At 39.1% G+C, this 19,933-nt stretch carries 19 protein-coding genes; 11 read left to right on the top strand and 8 right to left on the bottom strand.

Annotated features, from left to right (window positions below):
- Window positions 1-250: 250 nt before the first annotated feature.
- The gene (locus ACNI3T_RS04775) at window positions 251-1,567 is read right to left on the bottom strand and encodes a UDP-N-acetylmuramoyl-tripeptide--D-alanyl-D-alanine ligase (RefSeq protein WP_418226834.1); all 1,317 of its coding nucleotides are present in this window, start codon (window positions 1,565-1,567) and stop codon (window positions 251-253) included.
- 65 nt (window positions 1,568-1,632) lie between these two features.
- A complete protein-coding gene (gene gldJ / locus ACNI3T_RS04770) occupies window positions 1,633-3,327 on the bottom strand; it encodes a gliding motility lipoprotein GldJ (protein WP_418226833.1) in 1,695 nt (564 codons plus the stop codon).
- Between the two features lie 418 nt (window positions 3,328-3,745).
- Between gldJ and porV the strand changes: the two genes are divergently transcribed.
- From porV to ACNI3T_RS04720, 10 genes are all read left to right on the top strand, one after another.
- Window positions 3,746-4,900, top strand: a complete 1,155-nt coding sequence (gene porV, locus ACNI3T_RS04765; RefSeq protein WP_418226832.1) for a type IX secretion system outer membrane channel protein PorV — start codon at window positions 3,746-3,748, stop codon at window positions 4,898-4,900.
- Window positions 4,901-4,973: 73 nt separating this feature from the next.
- Complete coding sequence (gene cdd, locus ACNI3T_RS04760) at window positions 4,974-5,456, top strand: cytidine deaminase (RefSeq protein WP_418226831.1); 483 nt, start codon at window positions 4,974-4,976, stop codon at window positions 5,454-5,456.
- Between the two features lie 111 nt (window positions 5,457-5,567).
- Window positions 5,568-6,569 (top strand): pyruvate dehydrogenase (acetyl-transferring) E1 component subunit alpha, encoded by a 1,002-nt coding sequence (gene pdhA / locus ACNI3T_RS04755; RefSeq protein ID WP_141876794.1) that lies wholly within the window; start codon window positions 5,568-5,570, stop codon window positions 6,567-6,569.
- Between the two features lie 3 nt (window positions 6,570-6,572).
- A complete protein-coding gene (locus tag ACNI3T_RS04750) occupies window positions 6,573-8,297 on the top strand; it encodes a pyruvate dehydrogenase complex dihydrolipoamide acetyltransferase (protein WP_418226830.1) in 1,725 nt (574 codons plus the stop codon).
- A gap of 63 nt (window positions 8,298-8,360) precedes the next feature.
- The gene (locus ACNI3T_RS04745) at window positions 8,361-9,326 is read left to right on the top strand and encodes a M28 family metallopeptidase (protein WP_418226829.1); all 966 of its coding nucleotides are present in this window, start codon (window positions 8,361-8,363) and stop codon (window positions 9,324-9,326) included.
- Window positions 9,319-10,002, top strand: a complete 684-nt coding sequence (locus ACNI3T_RS04740) for an SDR family NAD(P)-dependent oxidoreductase (protein WP_418226828.1) — start codon at window positions 9,319-9,321, stop codon at window positions 10,000-10,002. Before ACNI3T_RS04745 ends, ACNI3T_RS04740 begins: the two co-directional genes overlap by 8 nt.
- A gap of 3 nt (window positions 10,003-10,005) precedes the next feature.
- Entirely contained in the window at window positions 10,006-10,605 is a 600-nt protein-coding gene (locus tag ACNI3T_RS04735) for a SprT-like domain-containing protein (RefSeq protein WP_418226827.1), read from the top strand.
- 2 nt (window positions 10,606-10,607) lie between these two features.
- Complete coding sequence (locus ACNI3T_RS04730) at window positions 10,608-11,699, top strand: mannose-1-phosphate guanylyltransferase (protein ID WP_418226826.1); 1,092 nt, start codon at window positions 10,608-10,610, stop codon at window positions 11,697-11,699.
- Between the two features lies 1 nt (window position 11,700).
- Window positions 11,701-13,134: a DUF389 domain-containing protein gene (locus tag ACNI3T_RS04725; RefSeq protein WP_418226825.1), complete on the top strand. Its 1,434-nt coding sequence runs from the start codon at window positions 11,701-11,703 to the stop codon at window positions 13,132-13,134.
- A gap of 181 nt (window positions 13,135-13,315) precedes the next feature.
- Window positions 13,316-13,597, top strand: coding sequence for a hypothetical protein (locus ACNI3T_RS04720; RefSeq protein WP_418226824.1), 282 nt, complete (start codon window positions 13,316-13,318; stop codon window positions 13,595-13,597).
- A gap of 216 nt (window positions 13,598-13,813) precedes the next feature.
- Here the strand turns inward: ACNI3T_RS04720 and ACNI3T_RS04715 are convergent, their stop codons facing one another.
- Complete coding sequence (locus ACNI3T_RS04715; RefSeq protein ID WP_322301910.1) at window positions 13,814-14,578, bottom strand: ABC transporter ATP-binding protein; 765 nt, start codon at window positions 14,576-14,578, stop codon at window positions 13,814-13,816.
- 3 nt (window positions 14,579-14,581) lie between these two features.
- The gene (locus tag ACNI3T_RS04710) at window positions 14,582-15,319 is read right to left on the bottom strand and encodes an MlaE family ABC transporter permease (RefSeq protein WP_322301911.1); all 738 of its coding nucleotides are present in this window, start codon (window positions 15,317-15,319) and stop codon (window positions 14,582-14,584) included.
- A 117-nt stretch (window positions 15,320-15,436) separates the two neighbouring features.
- Between ACNI3T_RS04710 and pafA the strand changes: the two genes are divergently transcribed.
- On the top strand, window positions 15,437-17,068 hold the full coding sequence (pafA, locus tag ACNI3T_RS04705) for an alkaline phosphatase PafA (RefSeq protein ID WP_418226823.1): 1,632 nt from the start codon (window positions 15,437-15,439) through the stop codon (window positions 17,066-17,068).
- 1 nt (window position 17,069) lies between these two features.
- On the opposite strand, the gene ACNI3T_RS04700 is transcribed toward pafA, so the two are convergent.
- The 4 genes from ACNI3T_RS04700 to ACNI3T_RS04685 all read right to left on the bottom strand — a co-directional run.
- Window positions 17,070-17,918, bottom strand: coding sequence for a glycosyltransferase family 2 protein (locus ACNI3T_RS04700; RefSeq protein ID WP_418226822.1), 849 nt, complete (start codon window positions 17,916-17,918; stop codon window positions 17,070-17,072).
- A 36-nt stretch (window positions 17,919-17,954) separates the two neighbouring features.
- Entirely contained in the window at window positions 17,955-18,476 is a 522-nt protein-coding gene (locus tag ACNI3T_RS04695; protein ID WP_418226821.1) for a class I SAM-dependent methyltransferase, read from the bottom strand.
- Complete coding sequence (locus ACNI3T_RS04690) at window positions 18,476-19,534, bottom strand: 3-oxoacyl-ACP synthase III family protein (protein WP_418226820.1); 1,059 nt, start codon at window positions 19,532-19,534, stop codon at window positions 18,476-18,478. The genes ACNI3T_RS04695 and ACNI3T_RS04690 overlap by 1 nt, the downstream gene beginning before the upstream one ends.
- 129 nt (window positions 19,535-19,663) lie before the next feature.
- A partial coding sequence (locus tag ACNI3T_RS04685) for a hypothetical protein (RefSeq protein WP_418226819.1) occupies window positions 19,664-19,933 on the bottom strand: 270 nt, incomplete at its 5' end.

Raw genomic sequence — 19,933 nt, 5'->3', positions numbered from 1 at the left:
CACTCACCATTTAATTCTTTTTAAACTGAAAAAGGTTCCCGAAGGAACCTTTTATTTACGTATTTTGTTTTACAGCTTTACGAAAGCAAGGTGCTAATCAAAATGATTAATGCTATGACCGTGATGCTTAAAGCTGATATCAGAATTTTGTATTGTTTCTTTATCATAGTGCGAATCTAACCTAAATTAGTATACAGTCTTAGCTCCTTTCGAATAGATGATGCCGCTTTACGCTAGATTATGAACTATTTCAACTAAGCCTGCTGCTCGACTTTTTTGCCGGAATATTTTCCAGGACTCTTTCGAGAGCCATTCCTCTTGACCCCTTGATCAAAAAATAACAGTTTTTAAAATTTGTTTCTTCTAAATGATTTTTCAAGGCTTCCATCGACTTGAATTTAAAAGTAAAGCTGCTGGAGGTTTCAGTTAGATTAAAATTGTCTCCAAGCAAGTAGATCTCGGTCAGGTTCCCGTTTTCGGCATCTGTAATGATCGTTTGATGCTCTACCGGCGCAGAACTCCCTAATTCGAACATATCTCCAAGAATGGCTATTTTTTGTTTATCTGTTTTTAGACTAGAAAAGTTTTGCAGTGCTGCCTGCATACTAGTTGGGTTTGCGTTGTAAGCGTCTAAAATGATGGTATTGCTTCCTGCTTCGATCATCTCTGATCTATTATTATCTGGTGAATATGCGGCAATCGCCTTTTCTATTTCATCAAAAGGGACTTTAAAGTATAGCCCTATGCACAAGGCAGCTGCCATATTCCGACCATTATAATTACCTGTAAGTTTACTAATGAAGTCTGTTTGATTATAATGTACGCCGGCGTATTTCTCACCGTCCAGATATTTTACCTGAACTTCAGATTCCGGATGTTCTCCAAATGCAAATGTGTGTTTATAATTTCTGTGTTTTTGTTGTACTTCGTCGTCCAGATTAAGAAATATGAGTTTGGTCTCTTCCTGCAGATGATGGTAAAGTTCGGTCTTTGCTTTTACAACGCCTTCAAGGCTACCGAATCCTTCCAAATGGGCTTTGCCAAAGTTTGTGATATATCCATAATCTGGATTTGCGATAGTGCACAGAAAGGCAATCTCTAACGGATGGTTTGCACCCATTTCAACAATCCCGAATTCAGTTTGCTGATCCATGGAGAGCAAGGTGAGTGGCACTCCAATATGATTATTTAGATTACCGTGTGTAGCAATGGTTTTAAATTTTCTGGAAAGTACGGCGTTGATCAATTCTTTGGTGGTCGTTTTACCGTTACTTCCAGTGATTGCCAGGATTGGAATGCCTAAATAATTCCTATGGAACAGTGCGAGCTTTTGTAATGATTCGAGTACGTTCTTTACTAGTATGTATTGTTCACTGGACTCCGCCACCAATTTATCATCAACAACCACATAACGTGCGCCTGCAGCAAGTGCGTCTGCTGCAAATAGGTTTCCGTCGAAGTTTTCGCCTTTAAGAGCGAAGTACATGGAACCTTGTTTGATTTTTCTGGTATCTGTGTTTGCTCCACTGCATAATAGGAAGCGTTGGTGTAGTCTGGCTGTATTCATAAAATAAATCTATAAAAAAAGCCCTAAACAAGTTAGGGCTTTAAGTTTATTTTATGCTGAGAAGTCTAGTTGCTTCTTGCAGTTTTATCGTCATTAAGAGACTTCGAACCAACTCTGGACATAGCGTTTCTAAAACCAATATAGTCTGTTGCCATATCCTGCGGGAAATATCTTCTTTGTGCCGGATCCAGCCAGTAAGCACGATCTCTCCAGCTACCGCCTTTGTATACCCTTACTTCGTCGCTAACGAGCGTTGTTCTTTTCTCTGTGTCGTACCCCCTTTTAGATAAAGAAGCATCAGAACTACTATCAGCATAAGTGAAGTTGTCATACTTGGGAGAGTTGTACATTCTCTTGTTAGGATCTTCATCATCTTGCTGAAATGCCTGGTAATATCTGCTGGAACTCTTATCGCCATCACGGAAGTTTCTCTGGTCACTATCTGTAAAGTTAGTTCTCATATAAGTATCCTCTTCAGTAACTGCAACCTGTGCAATTTCACCTGGAAGGTTTCTTGCCACAAGTTTCCCGTTACTTAAAGTGTCATATACAACGTCATCAGTCCCTACAACTTTAACTGAACCATCTTCATTAATAGCGTGTTTAGTGTAAACGTTACCACGGTAGTAGTTGAAATCATTGAATTCATCATCTACTATAGGTCTGTAAACATCAGCTACCCACTCAGAAACGTTTCCAGCCATATCATATAGACCAAAATCGTTAGGTTCATAGGATTTCACTTCAGCAGTAATATCAGCTCCATCATCGCTCCATCCGGCAATTCCGCCATAGTCACCATCACCTTGCTTAAAGTTAGCCAGCTGATCTCCCATTTTCTTTACATCACCATTTCTGGTATACTGTCCGTCCCATGGATATTTCTTACGTCCACGATAGGTGTTATAGCTTCTGATTCCGGTAAGACCCAGCGCTGCATATTCCCATTCTGCTTCCGTTGGAAGTCTGTATTCCGGATATATCAAACCACTTTCGCGACCTGGATAAACTTTTTTGATAGGATTACCTGCTTCGTTGGTTTCAGAAAGTCTGTCTTGAGATTCGTCTCCACCCTGGCTAATCTCTGTATTACCTCCGTAAGCTTTGCTAGGTGAATGAATATACGTATCGGTATTGAAAGTTGTACCTGCTGCTACATCTGTATATCTTGCACCCTCTTTTATAAAACCTTCTTTTTCGAGATTGCTTTCGTTTACACGGTCTGTTCTCCATTTGCTAAATTCGACAGCCTGTATCCAGCTTACACCTACTACCGGGTATTCAGCATACGCCGGGTGACGAAGATAGTTGGTAACCATGGTTTCATTATACCCTAAGCGGTTTCTCCAAACAAGAGTATCTGGTAAAGCACCGGTGTATATGTTTTTGTAATTCTCTTCACTTGGTGGGAAAACTTTTCTTAACCAATCCAGATATTCCAGATACATTTTATTGGTAACTTCAGTTTCATCCATGTAGAATGACTGCACGTGTTGTTGAGTTGGAGTGTTATTCCAATCGTGCATAGGATCATCTGCTACGCGTCCCATTGTATAAGTTCCTCCTTCTACAAATACAAGACCTGGTGCAGCATCCTGCTCTTCGTAATCTGTATTGTATTGAAAGCCACCTTCGTCAGAATTGATATCCCAACCGGTTGCTCTTGAGGTATTTTTGTAATTGTTCGATTTATTACAGCTCAGTAAGCTTACGCCACAAACCACAGCAATTACGGCTTTAAAAGCTACATTCAATTTCATAGTATTCCCTTCTTAAATGATAGAAAATTAGGCTTTGCAATATACTAATTAACGATAAAAGTACAAGATTATTTTGTTAATTCTAAAAGCTTCCTGAAAGCTATAACTGCCTGATATAGATATAGGTAACATTGATTTATAGAAGCTTAGTTACTAGGCTGTTAGGTTTGGATGAATATCTTCTTTCAAAAACGGATGGAAACCTGAAAAATTGTAGTGATGCATATAATTTCATTAAGCAATTTCAATTTATGTCAAAAATTTGCAATAAATGGATGTATATTGAGTTATAACTATTTAAGGTTTAGTTATCTCACGAAAGCTTCAGTTCGACCCCTATCTAAGGCATTTTAGCTAAATGGTGCTTTCTTAACAGGAATATTACTATATATTTGTTTATCATTCATTCATAAGGAAAATGAAAAAAACTACAATCTTATTGATCGCGACTATATTTTTTGTCGACTTTTCAATATTTGCACAGGAGGATAGTGGGGATCGTGTGATAACTACGGCTGTTCCCTTTTTGCTTGTAGCGGCAGATGCCAGAGCTGCGGGGATGGGAGACCAGGGGGTAGCTACTTCTCCAGATGTTTTCTCTCAACAATGGAATCCGGCAAAGTATGCTTTCGCAACCAGTGAAAACGGAGTTTCTGTTTCTTATACGCCTTACCTTAGTGAGATTGTGAATGATATCTTTCTTGGTAGCTTGAACTATTTTCATAAGATAGATGATAGAAGTGCGGCTGCAGCCTCGCTAAGATATTTTAGTCTTGGTTCCATCGAAACCAGGGAAATCTTTGAGCAGATGCCAATCCTGGTAAATCCAAACGAACTCACTTTTGATGTTTCTTATTCCTTAAAGCTAAGTGATTATATTTCCATGGCTGTAGCCGGCCGGTATTTAAGATCTGATCTTGGTTTACAGGATAATGAAGATCTTGGTGCAGCCTCTACTTTTGGAGTAGATGTGGCAGCTTACTACCAAAGCGCAAATCTTACCTTCGCAGGTTTTGATGGACAATGGAGATTAGGTGCAAACATTGCGAACATCGGGCCTAAAATGAAATATGACGATGCGGGACAGGAAAACTTTATTCCAACCAATTTAAAACTTGGAGCTGGTTTCGATTTTATTTTCGATGCAGATAATAAGTTAGGGACCTATGTAGAATTCAATAAACTTCTGGTTCCAACTCCGCAGGATTTTGATGGTGACGGACAAATAACTGCTGAAGACGATCTTATTTATAATGAAACCAGTTCAATTGGTGGTATTTTCGAATCCTTTGGAGATGCTCCGGATGGTTTTTCAGAAGAATTGAAAGAAGTGACAGTTGCAGTAGGAGCAGAATATTGGTATCAGGAAAAATTTGCTTTGAGAGCAGGTTATTTCAATGAAAGTGATCAAAAAGGTTTTAGAAAATTCTTCGCACTTGGAGCTGGCTTTGCTTACGAATCTGTAGTTATTGATGCATCTTATTTGTTCTCGACCTCTACAGTGCCTAGTCCGCTGGAAGGGACACTTAGATTCGGTTTAAGCTATAACTTCGGCGATACTTTCAATAATTAAAAAGAACATTTTAAATTATAAGCAAATCGGGAATCCTTTGGGTTTCCGATTTTGTTGTCTTTAATAATCACTAATGAAAAAATTAGATATTACTACCAGTCTCGAAATATATGATTCTGTCCAGGAGCTTTCCGAAGAATTACAGGGTCTTATGAAACAGGCTGTTGAAGTAAGAGACAAGGCATATGCACCATACTCGAAATTTAAAGTAGGTGCAGCAATCTTACTTGACAATGGTGAGGTAGTCGTGGGAAGCAATCAGGAAAATGCATCCTATCCCTCTGGTCTTTGTGCTGAAAGAACCGCAGTTTATTATGCTGGAGCGAAGTTTCCTAAGTCCAAAATCCTGAAGATCGCAATTACTGCCCGTTCTTTGAACCAGGAAATTACCAAGCCAGTCCCACCTTGCGGAGCTTGCAGGCAGGCGTTGGTAGAATACGAAGTGAAGCAAAAGGAAGCTATCGAGCTGTATTTTATGGGTGAAACCGGAGAAGTGATGAAAGCAGCATCGGTCGTAGAGATTCTACCTTTAGTTTTCGACAGTAATTGTCTATAAGGTTTTCGTAATTTTTTGCTTTAAAACTGTTTTCGTTTCTTGTTGAAAATAGTATTTTTGTTATCCGCTCGGCAAAACCAATCTGTCTGGCCTTTTAAATATAAATTTTAGATGAAGAAAATTACAAAAGCCACATACTTAAAGTGGTACGAGGATATGTTGTTCTGGCGTAAATTTGAAGACAAGCTTGCGCAGGTTTATATTCAACAGAAAGTTAGAGGATTTTTACATTTATATAACGGGCAGGAAGCAATTTTAGCCGGAGCATTACATGCGATGGATCTTGAGAAAGATCGTATGATCACTGCTTACCGAAATCACGTTCAGCCAATAGGTATGGGTGTGGACCCAAAAAAGGTAATGGCAGAGCTTTACGGTAAGAAGACAGGTACATCCATGGGACTTGGTGGTTCTATGCATATTTTCGCTAAAGAACATAGGTTCTACGGAGGTCACGGGATCGTTGGTGGTCAAATTCCACTAGGAGCCGGTTTAGCATTTGCAGATAAATATCACAAGAGGGACAACGTAACCCTAACTTTTATGGGGGATGGTGCTGTTAGACAGGGTTCTCTTCATGAAACACTTAATATGGCTGTAAACTGGAACCTTCCAGTAGTATTTTGTGTAGAAAATAACGGATACGCGATGGGAACATCTGTAGCTCGTACTTCTAAAGATACAGAGATCTGGAAGTTAGGTAATGGTTACGAAATGCCATGTGGTCCTGTAGACGCTATGGATCCAGTAAAGGTTGCTGAAGCTTTGGATGAAGCGATCACACGCGCCCGTAAAGGGGACGGTCCAACTTTCCTTGAGTTGAAAACCTACCGATACAGAGGTCATTCAATGAGTGATGCTCAAAAGTACAGAACCAAGGATGAGGTAGCCGATTATCAAAAATTAGATCCAATCACCAAGGTGAAGAAGATCATACAGGATAAAAAATACGCTTCAGATAAAGAGATCAAGGAGATCGATAAGCGAGTAAAGGAAAGAGTGGCAGAATGTGAGAAATTCGCAGATGAGTCAGATTTCCCAGATAAGAACATCATGTACGATGTTGTTTACGAACAGGAGGATTATCCATTTCTAGCACATAAATTAGATTAAGCTATGGCAGAAGTTATCAAAATGCCGCGTTTGAGCGATACCATGGAAGAGGGTACCGTTGCAAAGTGGTTAAAGAAAAAAGGAGATAAAGTAGAAGAGGGAGATATTCTTGCAGAGATCGAGACCGATAAGGCGACGATGGAGTTTGAATCTTTCTATGATGGTACTTTGCTTCATATAGGTGTTGAAGAAGGAGACGGCGCACCAGTTGACGAGCTTCTGGCAATTATTGGAGAAGAAGGGGAAGATATTTCAGACCTTATTAAAGGTGGTGGAAAATCTTCAGATTCTTCGGAAGATAAAGAAGAAGCTAAAGATTCTTCAGATGATGATTCCGAAGAGAAGAAAAAAGATAAAAAGGATAAGGAAGAGAGTAAATCTGATTCAGATAACGACTCTTCTGATGATTCTGATTCTTCAGGAGGTATTCCTGAAGGAGTTGAGGTGGTGAAAATGCCACGACTTAGTGATACAATGGAAGAAGGAACTGTTGCAGCCTGGCTGAAGCAGGAAGGAGATAAAGTAGAAGAAGGCGATATTCTTGCTGAAATCGAAACAGATAAAGCAACAATGGAATTCGAATCTTTCTATGAAGGAACACTTCTAAAGATCGGTATCCAGGAAGGTGAATCTGCCAAAGTTGATAGCTTACTAGCTATTATTGGACCTGAAGGAACAGATGTTTCTGGCATTGATGGTTCTACAGACACTTCAGCCAAGAAGAAATCTTCAGATTCTTCCGAAGAAAAACAAAAAAACGAATCGAAAGATTCAGATAAGGAGGAAAAAGAAGATAAGAAATCGAGTGATTCTTCTGCATCTAACGATGGAAAACGAATTTTTGCTTCCCCTCTGGCTAAGAAAATGGCCGAAGATAAAGGAATCGATCTTGCAGATGTAGATGGTTCTGGAGAGAATGGAAGAATCGTTAAAAAAGATATCGAAAACTTTAAAGGAGCTGAAAAGAAGGAAGCTGCTACAGAAGCAAAATCAGATTCTTCAAAAGAAACTACTGCTTCAGTACAGCCATACACTCCAGCAGGTGAGGAAAGCTATGAGGAGCGTAAAAACTCTCCAATGCGTAAAACGATCGCCAAAAGACTTGGAGAGTCTAAATTTACAGCACCACATTACTATCTTACGATAGAAGTGGACATGGCGAACGCGATGGCTTCACGCAAGCATATCAACGAGATGCCTGATGTTAAGGTGTCTTTCAATGATATGGTGATCAAAGCTTCGGCGATGGCCTTAAGAAAGCACCCGCAGGTGAATAGTCAGTGGACAGGTGATACGATGAAGCTTGCAAACCATATTCATATGGGAGTTGCGGTTGCGGTCGATGAAGGATTGGTAGTACCAGTACTTAAGTTCGCTGATCAAATGTCACTAACTCAAATTGGAGGTAATGTGAAAGATCTTGCCGGAAAAGCTAGAAATAAAAAGATACAACCAGCCGAAATGGAAGGAAGTACCTTTACTGTTTCTAATCTTGGAATGTTCGGGATTGTAGAATTTACAAGCATTATTAATCAGCCAAACTCAGCAATTCTTTCTGTTGGAACGATTGTAGAGAAGCCTGTAGTTAGAAATGGTGAGATCGTAGTTGGTAACACAATGAAACTTACCCTTGCTTGTGATCACCGTACAGTAGATGGAGCAACGGGAGCTCAGTTCCTGCAAACTCTAAAAACATATATGGAAAACCCAGTGACGATGCTGGCATAAGTTTAGCCGTCATAACTATATTTGAATCCCGCATAATTGCGGGATTTTTTTATCTTTAGCTTTATGAGAAATATTACATATAAAGGTAAAATAGTAGGTTTGACATTGGCAGTTGCAGGATTGTTATCCTGTAATGCGCAAACTACTGAGAATGTTATAGACAGTAAAGAGGTTGCTGAACATCTGGAATACTTAAGTTCTGATGATTTATTGGGGAGAAAGACCGGTACAGCCGGAATCGAAGAGGCTGCCAGTTTTATAGAAAAAGAATTTGAAAGCGCCGGAATCAAACCTTATTTTGAAACTTACCGTGATAGCTTTCAGGTTAAAAATACTGATGGATTTAATATAGTAGGATACCTTGAGGGAAGCGACGAAAAGCTCAAAAATGAGTTTATCGTGATAGGAGCTCATTACGACCATATTGGGGAAGGAAAACCGGTCGATGGAGATGCTATAGCCAATGGTGCTAATGATAATGCTGCTGGAACCGTTGCAGTTTTAGCGCTGGCAAAAGAGTTCGCTAAGCTGAAAAATAATAAGAGAAGCGTCCTGTTTACATTATTTTCTGCGGAAGAGATGGGATTAGTAGGATCAAAACATCTTGCTAATAGATTGAAGTCTGAAGAGCTTGATCTTTATGTCATGTTTAATATAGAAATGATTGGGGTTCCAATGAAAGCCAAGGATTATCAGGCTTATCTTACCGGATTTGAAAAATCCAATCTGGCTGAAAAATTCAATGAATATTCTAATGGAGAGAAAGTGCTTGGATTCCTGCCTCAGGCGCAGCAAATGAGTTTATTCAAACGTAGCGACAACTATCCATTCTACGAAACCTTTGGTGTGCCATCACAAACTGTTTCTACATTCGATTTTTCAAATTATAATTACTACCATCACGTAGATGATGAAGCTGAAAAACTTGATCCTGAATTTATGTCTGAGCTTATCAGTGCTTTGATCCCAGGGCTTACAAAAATGGCAAATTCTGAAGAGAAAGAAATTAAAATGACGAGTAATGAGTAAAATTGTGATTACCGGAACCAGTCGTGGAATTGGATTTGAAATGGTAAAGATCTTTGCAGAACAAGGTCACGAAGTACTGGCACTTTCCAGAAATGATGAACCTGTCAAAAATCTAAGCCTTGATAAAGTGAATGCGCTCGCATTCGATATTACCAGTATTTCTGAAATTGAAAGTGTTGGTAAATGGATCGCTGAAAACTGGGACTCAAATGTTGATATTCTAATAAATAATGCAGGAACACTTTTAAATAAACCTTTTGCTGAATCTACTATGGAAGATTTTTCAGAAGTATACAAAGTGAATGTGATAGGTTTGGCAGAGCTTACCCGCCAGTTATTACCATTTATGAGTGCTGGAGGTCATGTCGTGAATGTAAGTAGTATGGGCGGAATACAGGGAAGTATCAAGTTTCCGGGACTTGCTGCCTATAGTTCTAGTAAAGGTGCAATTATTACGCTTACAGAGTTACTTGCTGAAGAATACAAAGAGAATGGTCCGGCCTTTAACGTTCTTGCACTGGGTGCTGTTCAAACTGAAATGCTTGAAGAAGCTTTTCCTGGTTACGAGGCACCGGTTTCTGCTGAAAAAATGGCGAAGTATATAGCCGATTTTAGTCAGAATGGTCAGCAGTTTTATAATGGTAAAATTTTGCAGGTTTCTAATAGTACTCCATAAATTATGCGAGAAATTCTTTCAAAATATCTTCCGGCTAACGCTGTAGAACCTATCTCTGAAATGATCAGGTTACATTCGGTTCATTTGAAGATCGTAAACGAAAGAGTGACGAGACATGGTGATTACCGTAGAATGCCAGATGGCTCTCAGCAAATCACCATCAATTCTAATTTGAATAAATATAGGTTTCTAATTACGACCGTGCACGAGATCGCGCACCTGGTAGCTTTCGAAAAATATGGAAGAAGTATTAAGCCACATGGGCAGGAGTGGAAACATTGTTTTAGAAGTTTGATGTTGCCTTTTATCAGACCTGAGGTTTTTCCAGGTTCTTTATTGCCGGTGATAGCGAATCACTTCAGAAATCCTAAGGCATCCAGTGATACAGATGCGCATCTTTCCGTAGCATTAAAAAGTTATGATCCCGAGAATGATAAGAATTATGTCTTTGAGATCCCTTCCGGAAGTATTTTCAGAATTCATAATGGAAAAACTTTTAAGAAAGGGGCTAGAAAAGTAAAAAGATTTGAATGTCTGGAAATTGATACCGGACGCATATATTTGTTTCAGCCTAATGCTGAAGTACAACTGCTAAAAGTTTAAACATGACTGGAACCAAAAAAGACAATTATTACGCTATTCTTATGGCCGGTGGAGTCGGTTCCAGGTTCTGGCCTGCCAGCAAGAAATCTTCACCCAAGCAATTTCTGGATATACTCGCTGTAGGCGAAACTCTATTTCAAACCACTTTTAAAAGACTGTCGAGATTAATTCCGCAGGAAAACATCTACGTGCTAACCAATGAAGATTACGTAGATTTGATCAAGGAACAGATTAGTTCGATCCACGATGATCAGATCGTTGCAGAACCAACTATGAGAAATACTGCACCCAGCATTTTACTGGGATCCATGAAGATCTACAATAAAAATCCAGATGCCAGTATCGTGGTTGCTCCAAGTGACCATTGGATCAAGGAAGAAGCGGATTTTATTACAGCTTTAGAAAAGGCCTTTTTAGAGGTAGAAAATAGTGATAAACTTATTACACTTGGTATTCAGCCAAATAGCCCCAATACAGGTTATGGGTATATAGAGTATGATAAAGATGAAAAGGCTGAAGTAAAGCCGGTAATCAATTTTACTGAAAAACCAGGGGAGAAGAAAGCACAGGAGTTTTTGGATGCTGGGAACTACGCCTGGAATGCAGGTATTTTTATATGGCGAGCGGAGACGATCATTGAGAATTTTAAAACTCACTTACGTGAAATGTACGATCTATTCGCGAAGGCCGAAAAACTCTTGAATACTAAGGAAGAAAAACAATTTATAAAGGAGAATTATCACCTGGCAGCTAATATTTCTATTGATTACGGCATCATGGAAAAGTCGGATAAAGTATATATGATCCCTGCTAGTTTTGACTGGAACGACCTGGGGACCTGGTCTTCTGTCCAGTCTGAACTTCCAAAAGATGAGTATGGGAATACCTTGATCAAAGCCAGGATGCTTTCAGAAAACTCTCATAACAACATAATTTCCACTGAAAGTAACAAATTGGTAGTGGTACAGGGACTTGACAACTACATTATCGTGGAGGATAAAGATGTCCTAATGATCATACCAAAATCTAACGAGCAGCAAATTAAGGAATGGCGACAGAATGTTATGGAGAATTACGGTGATGAATTAGGTTAAGATGCAGGAACAGCAAGCTCCCAAAGAAGAACCGAAAGATAAGCTTTCGGAAAATCTCAGTAAAGACGCAAAGCAGATAAGAAGCCAGGCGCGAAATTTCCTAAGCCGATTGCTGGATATACGTCCGGATACCGATAGAGAATCGACGGTAGAAGCCGTGCAGAAGGATATATCCTTTAAAGGTCATAATGCCTGGATCCTGATATTCTCCATTTTTGTAGCTTCTATTGGTTTAAATGTAAGCAGCACAGCAGTAGTAATAGGTGCCATGCTTATTTCTCCCTTAATGGGTCCTATTGTTGGAATTGGGATGGCCGTAGCTATTAACGATGTGGATACACTAAGACGTTCGTTCGTCAATCTAGGAATAATGGTAGGACTTAGTGTTTTAACTGCCACTGTTTACTTCTTTATCTCACCTGTAAAGAACGAAACACCAGAACTTGTAGCAAGAACATATCCAACTATACTGGATGTACTTGTAGCGATTTTTGGTGGACTTGCGTTAATAGTAGCGAAGACCAAAAGAGGAACTATCGCGAGTGTTATTCTTGGAGTTGCGATTGCTACAGCTTTAATGCCACCACTATGTACTGTAGGATATGGTATAGCCAATGCTAAATGGGAATATGCACTTGGTGCGTTGTACTTATTTTCAATTAATGCTGTATTCATAGCTTTATCAACATTTGTAGTAGCTAAATTACTTGGTTTTCCATTGGTACGTTATGCGAATAGCAAGCGAAGGAAAAGAATCGCGCAGATTGCTTCCACTATTGCCATTATCGTGATGATCCCAAGTGTTGTTCTATTCGTTAAGCTTCTAAGAGAGCAGGTTTACCATAGTAAAGCTGAAGAATTTATTGCAAACAACCTTCGATATAATGGAGCTGAGATTATAAAAAACACCAGTGATTTTAAGGATAAGGAAATTGATATATATTTTATAGGGAACCCTGTTCCGAATGCTACGATTGAAACCTGGAAGAGCCAGATGAAGGAAATTGAAGCACTGGCAGGTGCTGAACTGATAGTCCACCAAGGAGCAGATCAATCACAGGATATGGATATGCTGTCGAGTCAGTTAAGAAGCGGTATTCTTGAAGATCTCTATGTTAAGAATCAGGAAGTGATGGCGAACAAGGACAAAAGAATTGAGCTTCTTGAAAAAGAGTTGTCCAAGTATCGCGGAGAAAAATTCAGTTTTACTGAATTGAGTAAGGAAGCCAAGATTAATTACGAGGATATTAAAGAAATAGGGTATTCTAATCTTATGACGACCAATTTCCAAAAGACTGATACAATTCCAACATTCACAGTGACCTGGGATAGAGATCTTCGTGGTGATAAGTTGAAGGTTCAGCAAGATAAATTTGGCCAGTGGATGAAGGTGAGGCTCAAATTAGATACAGTAGCGATTAAGAATGTTCGCTGATCAAGAATTATTACTAATCTTCTTTATTTAATTTCCTTAGCTTAAAATTAAGATATTGGCGACTATTAGGTAATCTACGCAAGTGTAAATGAGTTCAATTAGGAATATACCGACTTTTGTCTTTCTAATGATCTGCTTGATTTTAAACTCAAGTTGCTCAGATGAAAAAAGTAATACAAATTTGGACTACGAAGATTACAACCCAAAGCACTTTTACGAAGTAACCGGAAGGGTTATAGAAAACAGGCGAAGCTATCATATTCCCAAAACCAATATTCTATTCTATGAATACTTTCTGGAGAAGGAAAAACCATTAAAGGGCCAGGAAGAAAATCTAAATGTGCATCTAAATAGGGGTGAAAAGTTTATTGTTTTAGTGCATAAAGAGGATAGTACGATAAGTTTCTTCGGATATGTTGATCCAAGGTTTAGAAAAGAGTCTTTTGAAAAGGCAAAAGAATAAGCACGTCAGACTTTTAAATAAAAAATGCTTCAAGGAAAGAGTATAGTTCATGACGTCAAGAAGGATCGAGACATCGCAATGTAGGGTAAGCTGATAAAATGTTATTGAAATTTTAGGAATATAATTAGTCTCCTAAGTAAGCTTTTTTACTCACGCAACTAGTGATAGCCCCACTTTTTAACAAGGCTAAAAAGTTCTATAACTATGTTTTAGTTTCTAGTGTCCTTTTAGCTGAGCTTCGCGAACCTTCTTAAATAGGTTTGATGAATAGACAAAGTCAGTTACTGTTTTATCCTCTGTAGTAAAAATTTCCTCCTTTGTTCCTTTCCATGCAAGGAGTCCGTCTTTGAGAAATGCTATCTTTTCTCCAATTTCAAGAACAGAGTTCATGTCGTGAGTAATCAAGACAGTAGTAATATCATTTTCATGAGTCAGCTGCTGTATTAGATTATCAATAACAGTTGCTGTCTGTGGATCCAGACCCGAGTTTGGTTCATCGCAGAAAAGATATTTAGGTTTATTGACTATTGCTCTGGCAATCGCTACCCTTTTCTGCATCCCTCCACTAATTTCTGAAGGCATTTTGTTTTCACTTCCGTCCAGGTTGACACGTTCCAGTACTTCAGTAACCCGATCTTTCATTTCAGATCTTTTCTGGTTAGTGAACATTCGTAATGGAAACATCACATTTTCAGCAACCGTCATGGAGTCGAACAAGGCACCGCCCTGAAACAACATTCCAATTTCGGTTCTAAGTTCACGCTGTTCCTGATCTGAGAATGTGGAGTAAGGCTTTCCATCGTATTCAATGGTTCCTTGATCTGGTTTGAACAATCCAAGCATACACTTCAGAAAAACACTTTTCCCAGACCCAGATTGACCGATGATAAGGTTCGTTTTACCGCGCTCAAATTGATAGTCAATACCTTTTAATACTTCCTGACCGTTAAAACCCTTATGTAAATCCTTTACCTGTATCATCTGCTAGCTTAATAAAAGTTGTGTTATAACGTAGTTGGTAATGATCAAAACTACACTCGTCCAAACGAAAGAGGTAGTAGAAGCTTCTCCAACTTCAAGCGCTCCTCCTTTCATGAAATAACCATGATAAGCCGGAACTGTGGCCAGAATGAATGCAAATAATATTGTTTTTATAAAAGCATAGGTAAGATGAAAGCCTATAAAGTCATCCTGTAAACCAGTTAGAAACTGATCACTCGTAACAAATCCACCATAAACAGCCGCAGTATAAGCACCCGCAATCCCCAGAAACATCGATATAGCTATAACAAATGGGTACGTTAACATGGCAATAACCTTGGGGAATATCAAATAATTCTTTGAGTTGATTCCCATAACCTCAAGAGCATCGATTTGCTCTGTAACGCGCATGGATCCTATACTGGAAGTGATAAAGGATCCAACTTTACCAGCCATAATAATAGAAATAAATGTTGGAGCGAATTCCAGGATAATCGACTGTCTTGCCGCGAAGGCTACCAGTGATTTTGGGATTAATGGATTGTTGAGGTTTAAAGCTGTTTGAATAGCAACAACCGCTCCTATGAAAAAAGACAGGAATGCTACAATTCCCATAGAGCCCATAATAAGCTCGTTGATCTCCTTAAATATTAGATTTCTTAGAACCGAGCCTTTGGTCATTCTGCCAAAAACTCCCTTGAGCATTATAAAGTATTCCCCAATGGAGTACAGGTACGTCATCAATTCAATTTTGTCCAGCTAAAATACTAAATTTTCGGTCTAAAGTATTTAACGCTTAATTAAACTTTAGCGTTTCAAGTTTAGTAATTTTGGGAATTCAAACTAATTTTTTACAGAATGAAACGAAGCTTGATCATGCTACTGATGCTAATAAGTTTTAAACCTGTTAGTTCACAGATCACAAAAGAAAAACCGAAGCTGGTAGTTGGTATCGTTGTAGACCAGATGCGCTATGATTACCTAACCCGATTCTGGGATCAATTTGGTGAAAATGGATTTAAGAGAATGGTCAATAATGGCTATAACTTCAAAAATCATCATTTTAATTATGTTCCTACCTATACCGGCCCCGGGCATGCTTCAGTATTCACTGGGACGACGCCAGCGAATCATGGTATTATAGGAAATAACTGGTATAACAAGTTCGAAGATTCGTTTGTCTATTGTGCCGGTGATGATAATGTGAATCCAATAGGAACTACAGACCGTGCTGGAAAAATGTCGCCTCATCGTATGAAATCTACCACTTTTGGTGATGAGAACAGGCTGCAAACCCAGGGAAAGGGAAAAACCATCGGGGTAGCTTTAAAGGATCGTGGAGCAATACTTCCAGCAGGTCATGCCGCAAATGCCGCTTACTGGTTTCATGGCAAGAATGAAGCGAAATGGATTACAAGCTCTTACTATATGGAGCAATTACCTCAATGGGTAAAGGATTTTAATGATTCTGGTATCGCGAAGTCTTATTTGAAAGAATGGGCGCCGTTGAAGGACATCACAACATATGAGCAAAGTGGGGTGGACCGTAATGAATTTGAGTTTGGTTTCGACGGAAAAGAAACTGCAGATTTCCCTTATGACCTGAAAACACTGGCCAAAGCAAATGGCGAATATGATCTTATCAAGGCCACACCTTTCGGAAATGATCTTACTGCCGAATTTGCTAAAGCTGCGATCAAAGGTGAAGAACTAGGAATGGACAATATTACAGACGTTCTTACTCTTAGTTTTTCCAGTACCGATTATGTTGGCCACAACTTTGGAGTGAATAGTAAGGAAATTCAGGATACCTACATGAGATTGGATGAGAATATTGCCGATGTTCTGCAATTTCTGGATGCTGAGGTTGGCGCTGGGGAGTATGTGGTTTTTCTAACCGCAGATCATGGTGGAGTAGATGTTCCTGCTTATCTAAGGTCTAAAAAGGTGCCAGCTGGTTATTATGATGAATTAACCATGAAGGAAAAACTGAATAAATATTCTTCTGAAACATTCAAAAATGATAGTCTTATAAAAAATATAAGCAACAGCCAGATCTTCCTGAATTACGATGAATTATTAGCTGAAGATCTCAGTGTGGAAGAAGTGACTTCTAAAATGTCTCATTTCTTATTGAAACAGGAGAAAATATCTAGAGTATTCACGAGGCATGAACTTCAGATCGGTGCGTTTTCAAACCAAATTGGAGAACTTATCCAGAATGGGTATAACCAAAAGCGTAGTGGAGACCTGGTATTTGTAATCGATCCTGGTTATATTGTATACCCTGAGAAGGGAACGACTCATGGAAGTGGGTTCGCTTACGACACACATGCGCCTCTTCTTTTCTTCGGAAAGGGTATTAACAAAGGTGAAACTTACGAGAAAACATACATTAGAGATATTGCACCTACTATTTCAGCGATGCTGGGAATTGCTTTCCCAAATGCCAGTACGGGAAAACCTTTAAAGGAAGTGTTGGACATGTAATTTAAAGAAACTTATTTTTAATAGCGTCCCAACGCAATTTTCGAATAAAACGGCCTTCTTCTTCGGATACGAGAAAAGGTCGTTTTTTCTTTCTGGCATTAAAGAAACCAGATAGATAATGTAAAAAAGCGAAAGGATTCATCTTTAGAGCAGCAAGTTTAGCTGAAGCGATCATGCTTAAAGCAATTCCATATCGAAGTCTGTAGAATGCCTCTCCTTGCTTGCGACCAGAATGCTCAAAATAATTCATTCCAGTGGGACGAAGATGTTTTACCAGAAGATTTTCATCGGTCACAACTTTCCATCCATGAAATCTAGCCAGAAGTTCATCTGCTGTATCCCAGCCCATGGCAGGTTTAAGTTCCCCAATTTGTATAAAACAATGTTTGCTGTAAGCTTTTAGTGCGCCACGAATGTGATCCTTGCCTGTAAGATTTTCGGGAATCCATTTGTCCTTTCTCTGGACACTGCAAAAACCTCCAGCCATTCCAACACCCGGTTCCGTTTCAAATATCTCAACGATCCTCTGCAGGTAATTTTCAGGAAAAATGAGGTCAGCATCAAATTTACAGATGATATCAAAATCATCGTCTAATTGATAGAATCCCTGATAGAATGCATTGATAACCTTACTGCCAGGAGCATGTTCTACAGAAGATTCATTCTGAACGAGATCTATAAAGTTATATTTTTTAGCAAAACCCTCGACAATTTCTGGCGTTGCATCTGTAGAGTTATCATCCACAACTATTATTTTCGCAGGTTTCAACGATTGCTCAGCCAGCGACTCTAGTGTCCTGCCAATAATATTTGCTTCGTTATGTGCCGGGATAATAATATAGATTCTCACGAAATGGAAATTTCAGTAAGTGGCTAAGATAGAGTATTAGATTCTTTCAGCATAGACTGCATAGTACCTTGGAGTAAACTTCCGAAGAATAGGGCGTAACCCAATTTTCTTCACTGGATGTGCCCATTGAATACTGTCTTTTATCTCCCAGCCACTTTTTTCAAGCAACCAGTCAAACTGCCATTTTTCAAATTCATGATAATGCCGGTCCCAAGGATCGGTCTTGCTACGATAGGCCGGAGAAAACCATAATTTTAACGGAACGCTTACTACAAGTTTAGGAGCTTTGATCTCTTTCAGAATGTTATATGGAGCGAGTAGATGTTCGAAGATTTCGAATGCCGTAACGCAATCATAAGAATTTGTTTGAACCGCCCTGAAATGGTCGTCCAGATCTTCTCCTTTGGTATTATTTACCAGAAAACCCTCCTTTTCCATAATTTTTGAAAACGGATTGGGAACTCCCAGATCCAGAATTCGTTCATCCCTGGAGATATGATTTTCTAAAAATTTCAGTGTTTTCTGAAAGCGTTTTTCCGGGAAACTTTGTTCGTACATTATACCTGGTAAGTGATCGCATTAATGTTCATTCCTGCACCAACGCTGGCAAACATTACAACGTCACCTTTCTCAAGTTTTTGATGGTCAATTTTACCTTTACGTACAAGGTCCAGAAGAGTTGGAACAGTAGCTACACTACTATTTCCCAGTTCGTGGATGGTCATAGGCATCACATGTTCAGGCGCTTGCATATCGTGTAATTTGTAGAACCTGTTGATGATAGCTTCATCCATCTTCTCATTCGCCTGGTGAATAAAAACAGTTTTAAGATCTTCGATAGATTTACCGCTATTTTCCAGGCAGGTTTTCATCGCTTTTGGTACGTTGACCAGGGCAAATTCGTAGATCTTACGGCCATTCATCTTTATAAAACGAATATCTTCGGAAGATTTACTGTTATTGGATTTTCCGAAGTAGATATACTCAGATTCCTGCAATGAGAATGTTGCCGACTCATGAGATAGAATACCTCCCGTCTCTTCCGAAGCTTCTAAAATTGCTGCTCCGGCACCATCAGAAAATATCATGCTATCTCTGTCGTGACTATCTACAACCCTGGATAATGCTTCAGCACCAATTACCAGACATCGTTTCGCAATTCCAGCCTTAATAAATGCATTTGCCTGCACCATACCTTCGATCCAGCCTGGACAGCCAAAGAGAATGTCATACCCTACACATTTAGGATTGCTAATCTTCAATTTTGCCTTGACCCGGGTAGCTAAACTAGGTACGGTATCGCTTTGAACGGTGTTGGATTTAACGTCTCCATAATTATGAGCAACTATGATATAATCAAGAGTTTCAGGGTCTATTCCAGCATCCTCTATAGCTTTTTTGCTAGCCAGAGTTGCAATGTCTGAAGTATTCAATTCAGGTTCAATATACCTACGTTCTTCAATGCCGGTAATAGCTTTAAATTTGCGAATCGTAGTTGGATTGTCCTGAGGAAAAGAACTCCCGTCGAGATTAAAAAATTCATGTTGCTCAAAGTCAGCATTTCTTGTGACAACATTAGGTATGTAACTTCCCGTACCGGTAATTTTAAAATTCATCTGACTCTGAGATTATAAATATTTCACAATTTAATTAAATAGCCTTAAGCTACATTTATAATTTAAAACTTTTTGGTCGAAAAAAAACCTGCCAGTTGACAGGTTTTTATTTCTAAAGTGCTATCTGGCTTATACTTCGGCATATTCTTCAGTAGGAGGACAGGTACACATCAGGTTCCTGTCTCCGTAAGCTTCATCTACACGTCGTACACTTGGCCAGAACTTATTGTCATGCAAATGGCTTAATGGATAAGCTGCTTTCTCACGACTATACGGTAAATTCCATTCGTTAGCGGTAAGCATATGTATGGTATGCGGAGCATTTTTCAAAACATTGTTGGGTTCATCTGCAGATGCTTCGTCTATTTCTTTTCGAATTGAAATTAGTGCATCACAGAA

The organism is Christiangramia qingdaonensis, assembly GCF_048381525.1.
GTDB lineage: Bacteria > Bacteroidota > Bacteroidia > Flavobacteriales > Flavobacteriaceae > Christiangramia.
Note: the sequence above shows the minus strand (reverse complement) of the source record. Positions and strands in the feature narration are given on the sequence as shown.

Bases quoted from the DNA above. Each gene is read 5' to 3' on its own strand.
- ACNI3T_RS04775 (WP_418226834.1), bottom strand. From the start codon at position 1,567: ATGAATACAGCCAGACTACACCAACGCTTCCTATTATGCAGTGGAGCA.
- gldJ (WP_418226833.1), bottom strand. From the start codon at position 3,327: ATGAAATTGAATGTAGCTTTTAAAGCCGTAATTGCTGTGGTTTGTGGC.
- porV (WP_418226832.1), top strand. From the start codon at position 3,746: ATGAAAAAAACTACAATCTTATTGATCGCGACTATATTTTTTGTCGAC.
- cdd (WP_418226831.1), top strand. From the start codon at position 4,974: ATGAAAAAATTAGATATTACTACCAGTCTCGAAATATATGATTCTGTC.
- pdhA (WP_141876794.1), top strand. From the start codon at position 5,568: ATGAAGAAAATTACAAAAGCCACATACTTAAAGTGGTACGAGGATATG.
- ACNI3T_RS04750 (WP_418226830.1), top strand. From the start codon at position 6,573: ATGGCAGAAGTTATCAAAATGCCGCGTTTGAGCGATACCATGGAAGAG.
- ACNI3T_RS04745 (WP_418226829.1), top strand. From the start codon at position 8,361: ATGAGAAATATTACATATAAAGGTAAAATAGTAGGTTTGACATTGGCA.
- ACNI3T_RS04740 (WP_418226828.1), top strand. From the start codon at position 9,319: ATGAGTAAAATTGTGATTACCGGAACCAGTCGTGGAATTGGATTTGAA.
- ACNI3T_RS04735 (WP_418226827.1), top strand. From the start codon at position 10,006: ATGCGAGAAATTCTTTCAAAATATCTTCCGGCTAACGCTGTAGAACCT.
- ACNI3T_RS04730 (WP_418226826.1), top strand. From the start codon at position 10,608: ATGACTGGAACCAAAAAAGACAATTATTACGCTATTCTTATGGCCGGT.
- ACNI3T_RS04725 (WP_418226825.1), top strand. From the start codon at position 11,701: ATGCAGGAACAGCAAGCTCCCAAAGAAGAACCGAAAGATAAGCTTTCG.
- ACNI3T_RS04715 (WP_322301910.1), bottom strand. From the start codon at position 14,578: ATGATACAGGTAAAGGATTTACATAAGGGTTTTAACGGTCAGGAAGTA.
- ACNI3T_RS04710 (WP_322301911.1), bottom strand. From the start codon at position 15,319: ATGACGTACCTGTACTCCATTGGGGAATACTTTATAATGCTCAAGGGA.
- pafA (WP_418226823.1), top strand. From the start codon at position 15,437: ATGAAACGAAGCTTGATCATGCTACTGATGCTAATAAGTTTTAAACCT.
- ACNI3T_RS04695 (WP_418226821.1), bottom strand. From the start codon at position 18,476: ATGTACGAACAAAGTTTCCCGGAAAAACGCTTTCAGAAAACACTGAAA.
- ACNI3T_RS04690 (WP_418226820.1), bottom strand. From the start codon at position 19,534: ATGAATTTTAAAATTACCGGTACGGGAAGTTACATACCTAATGTTGTC.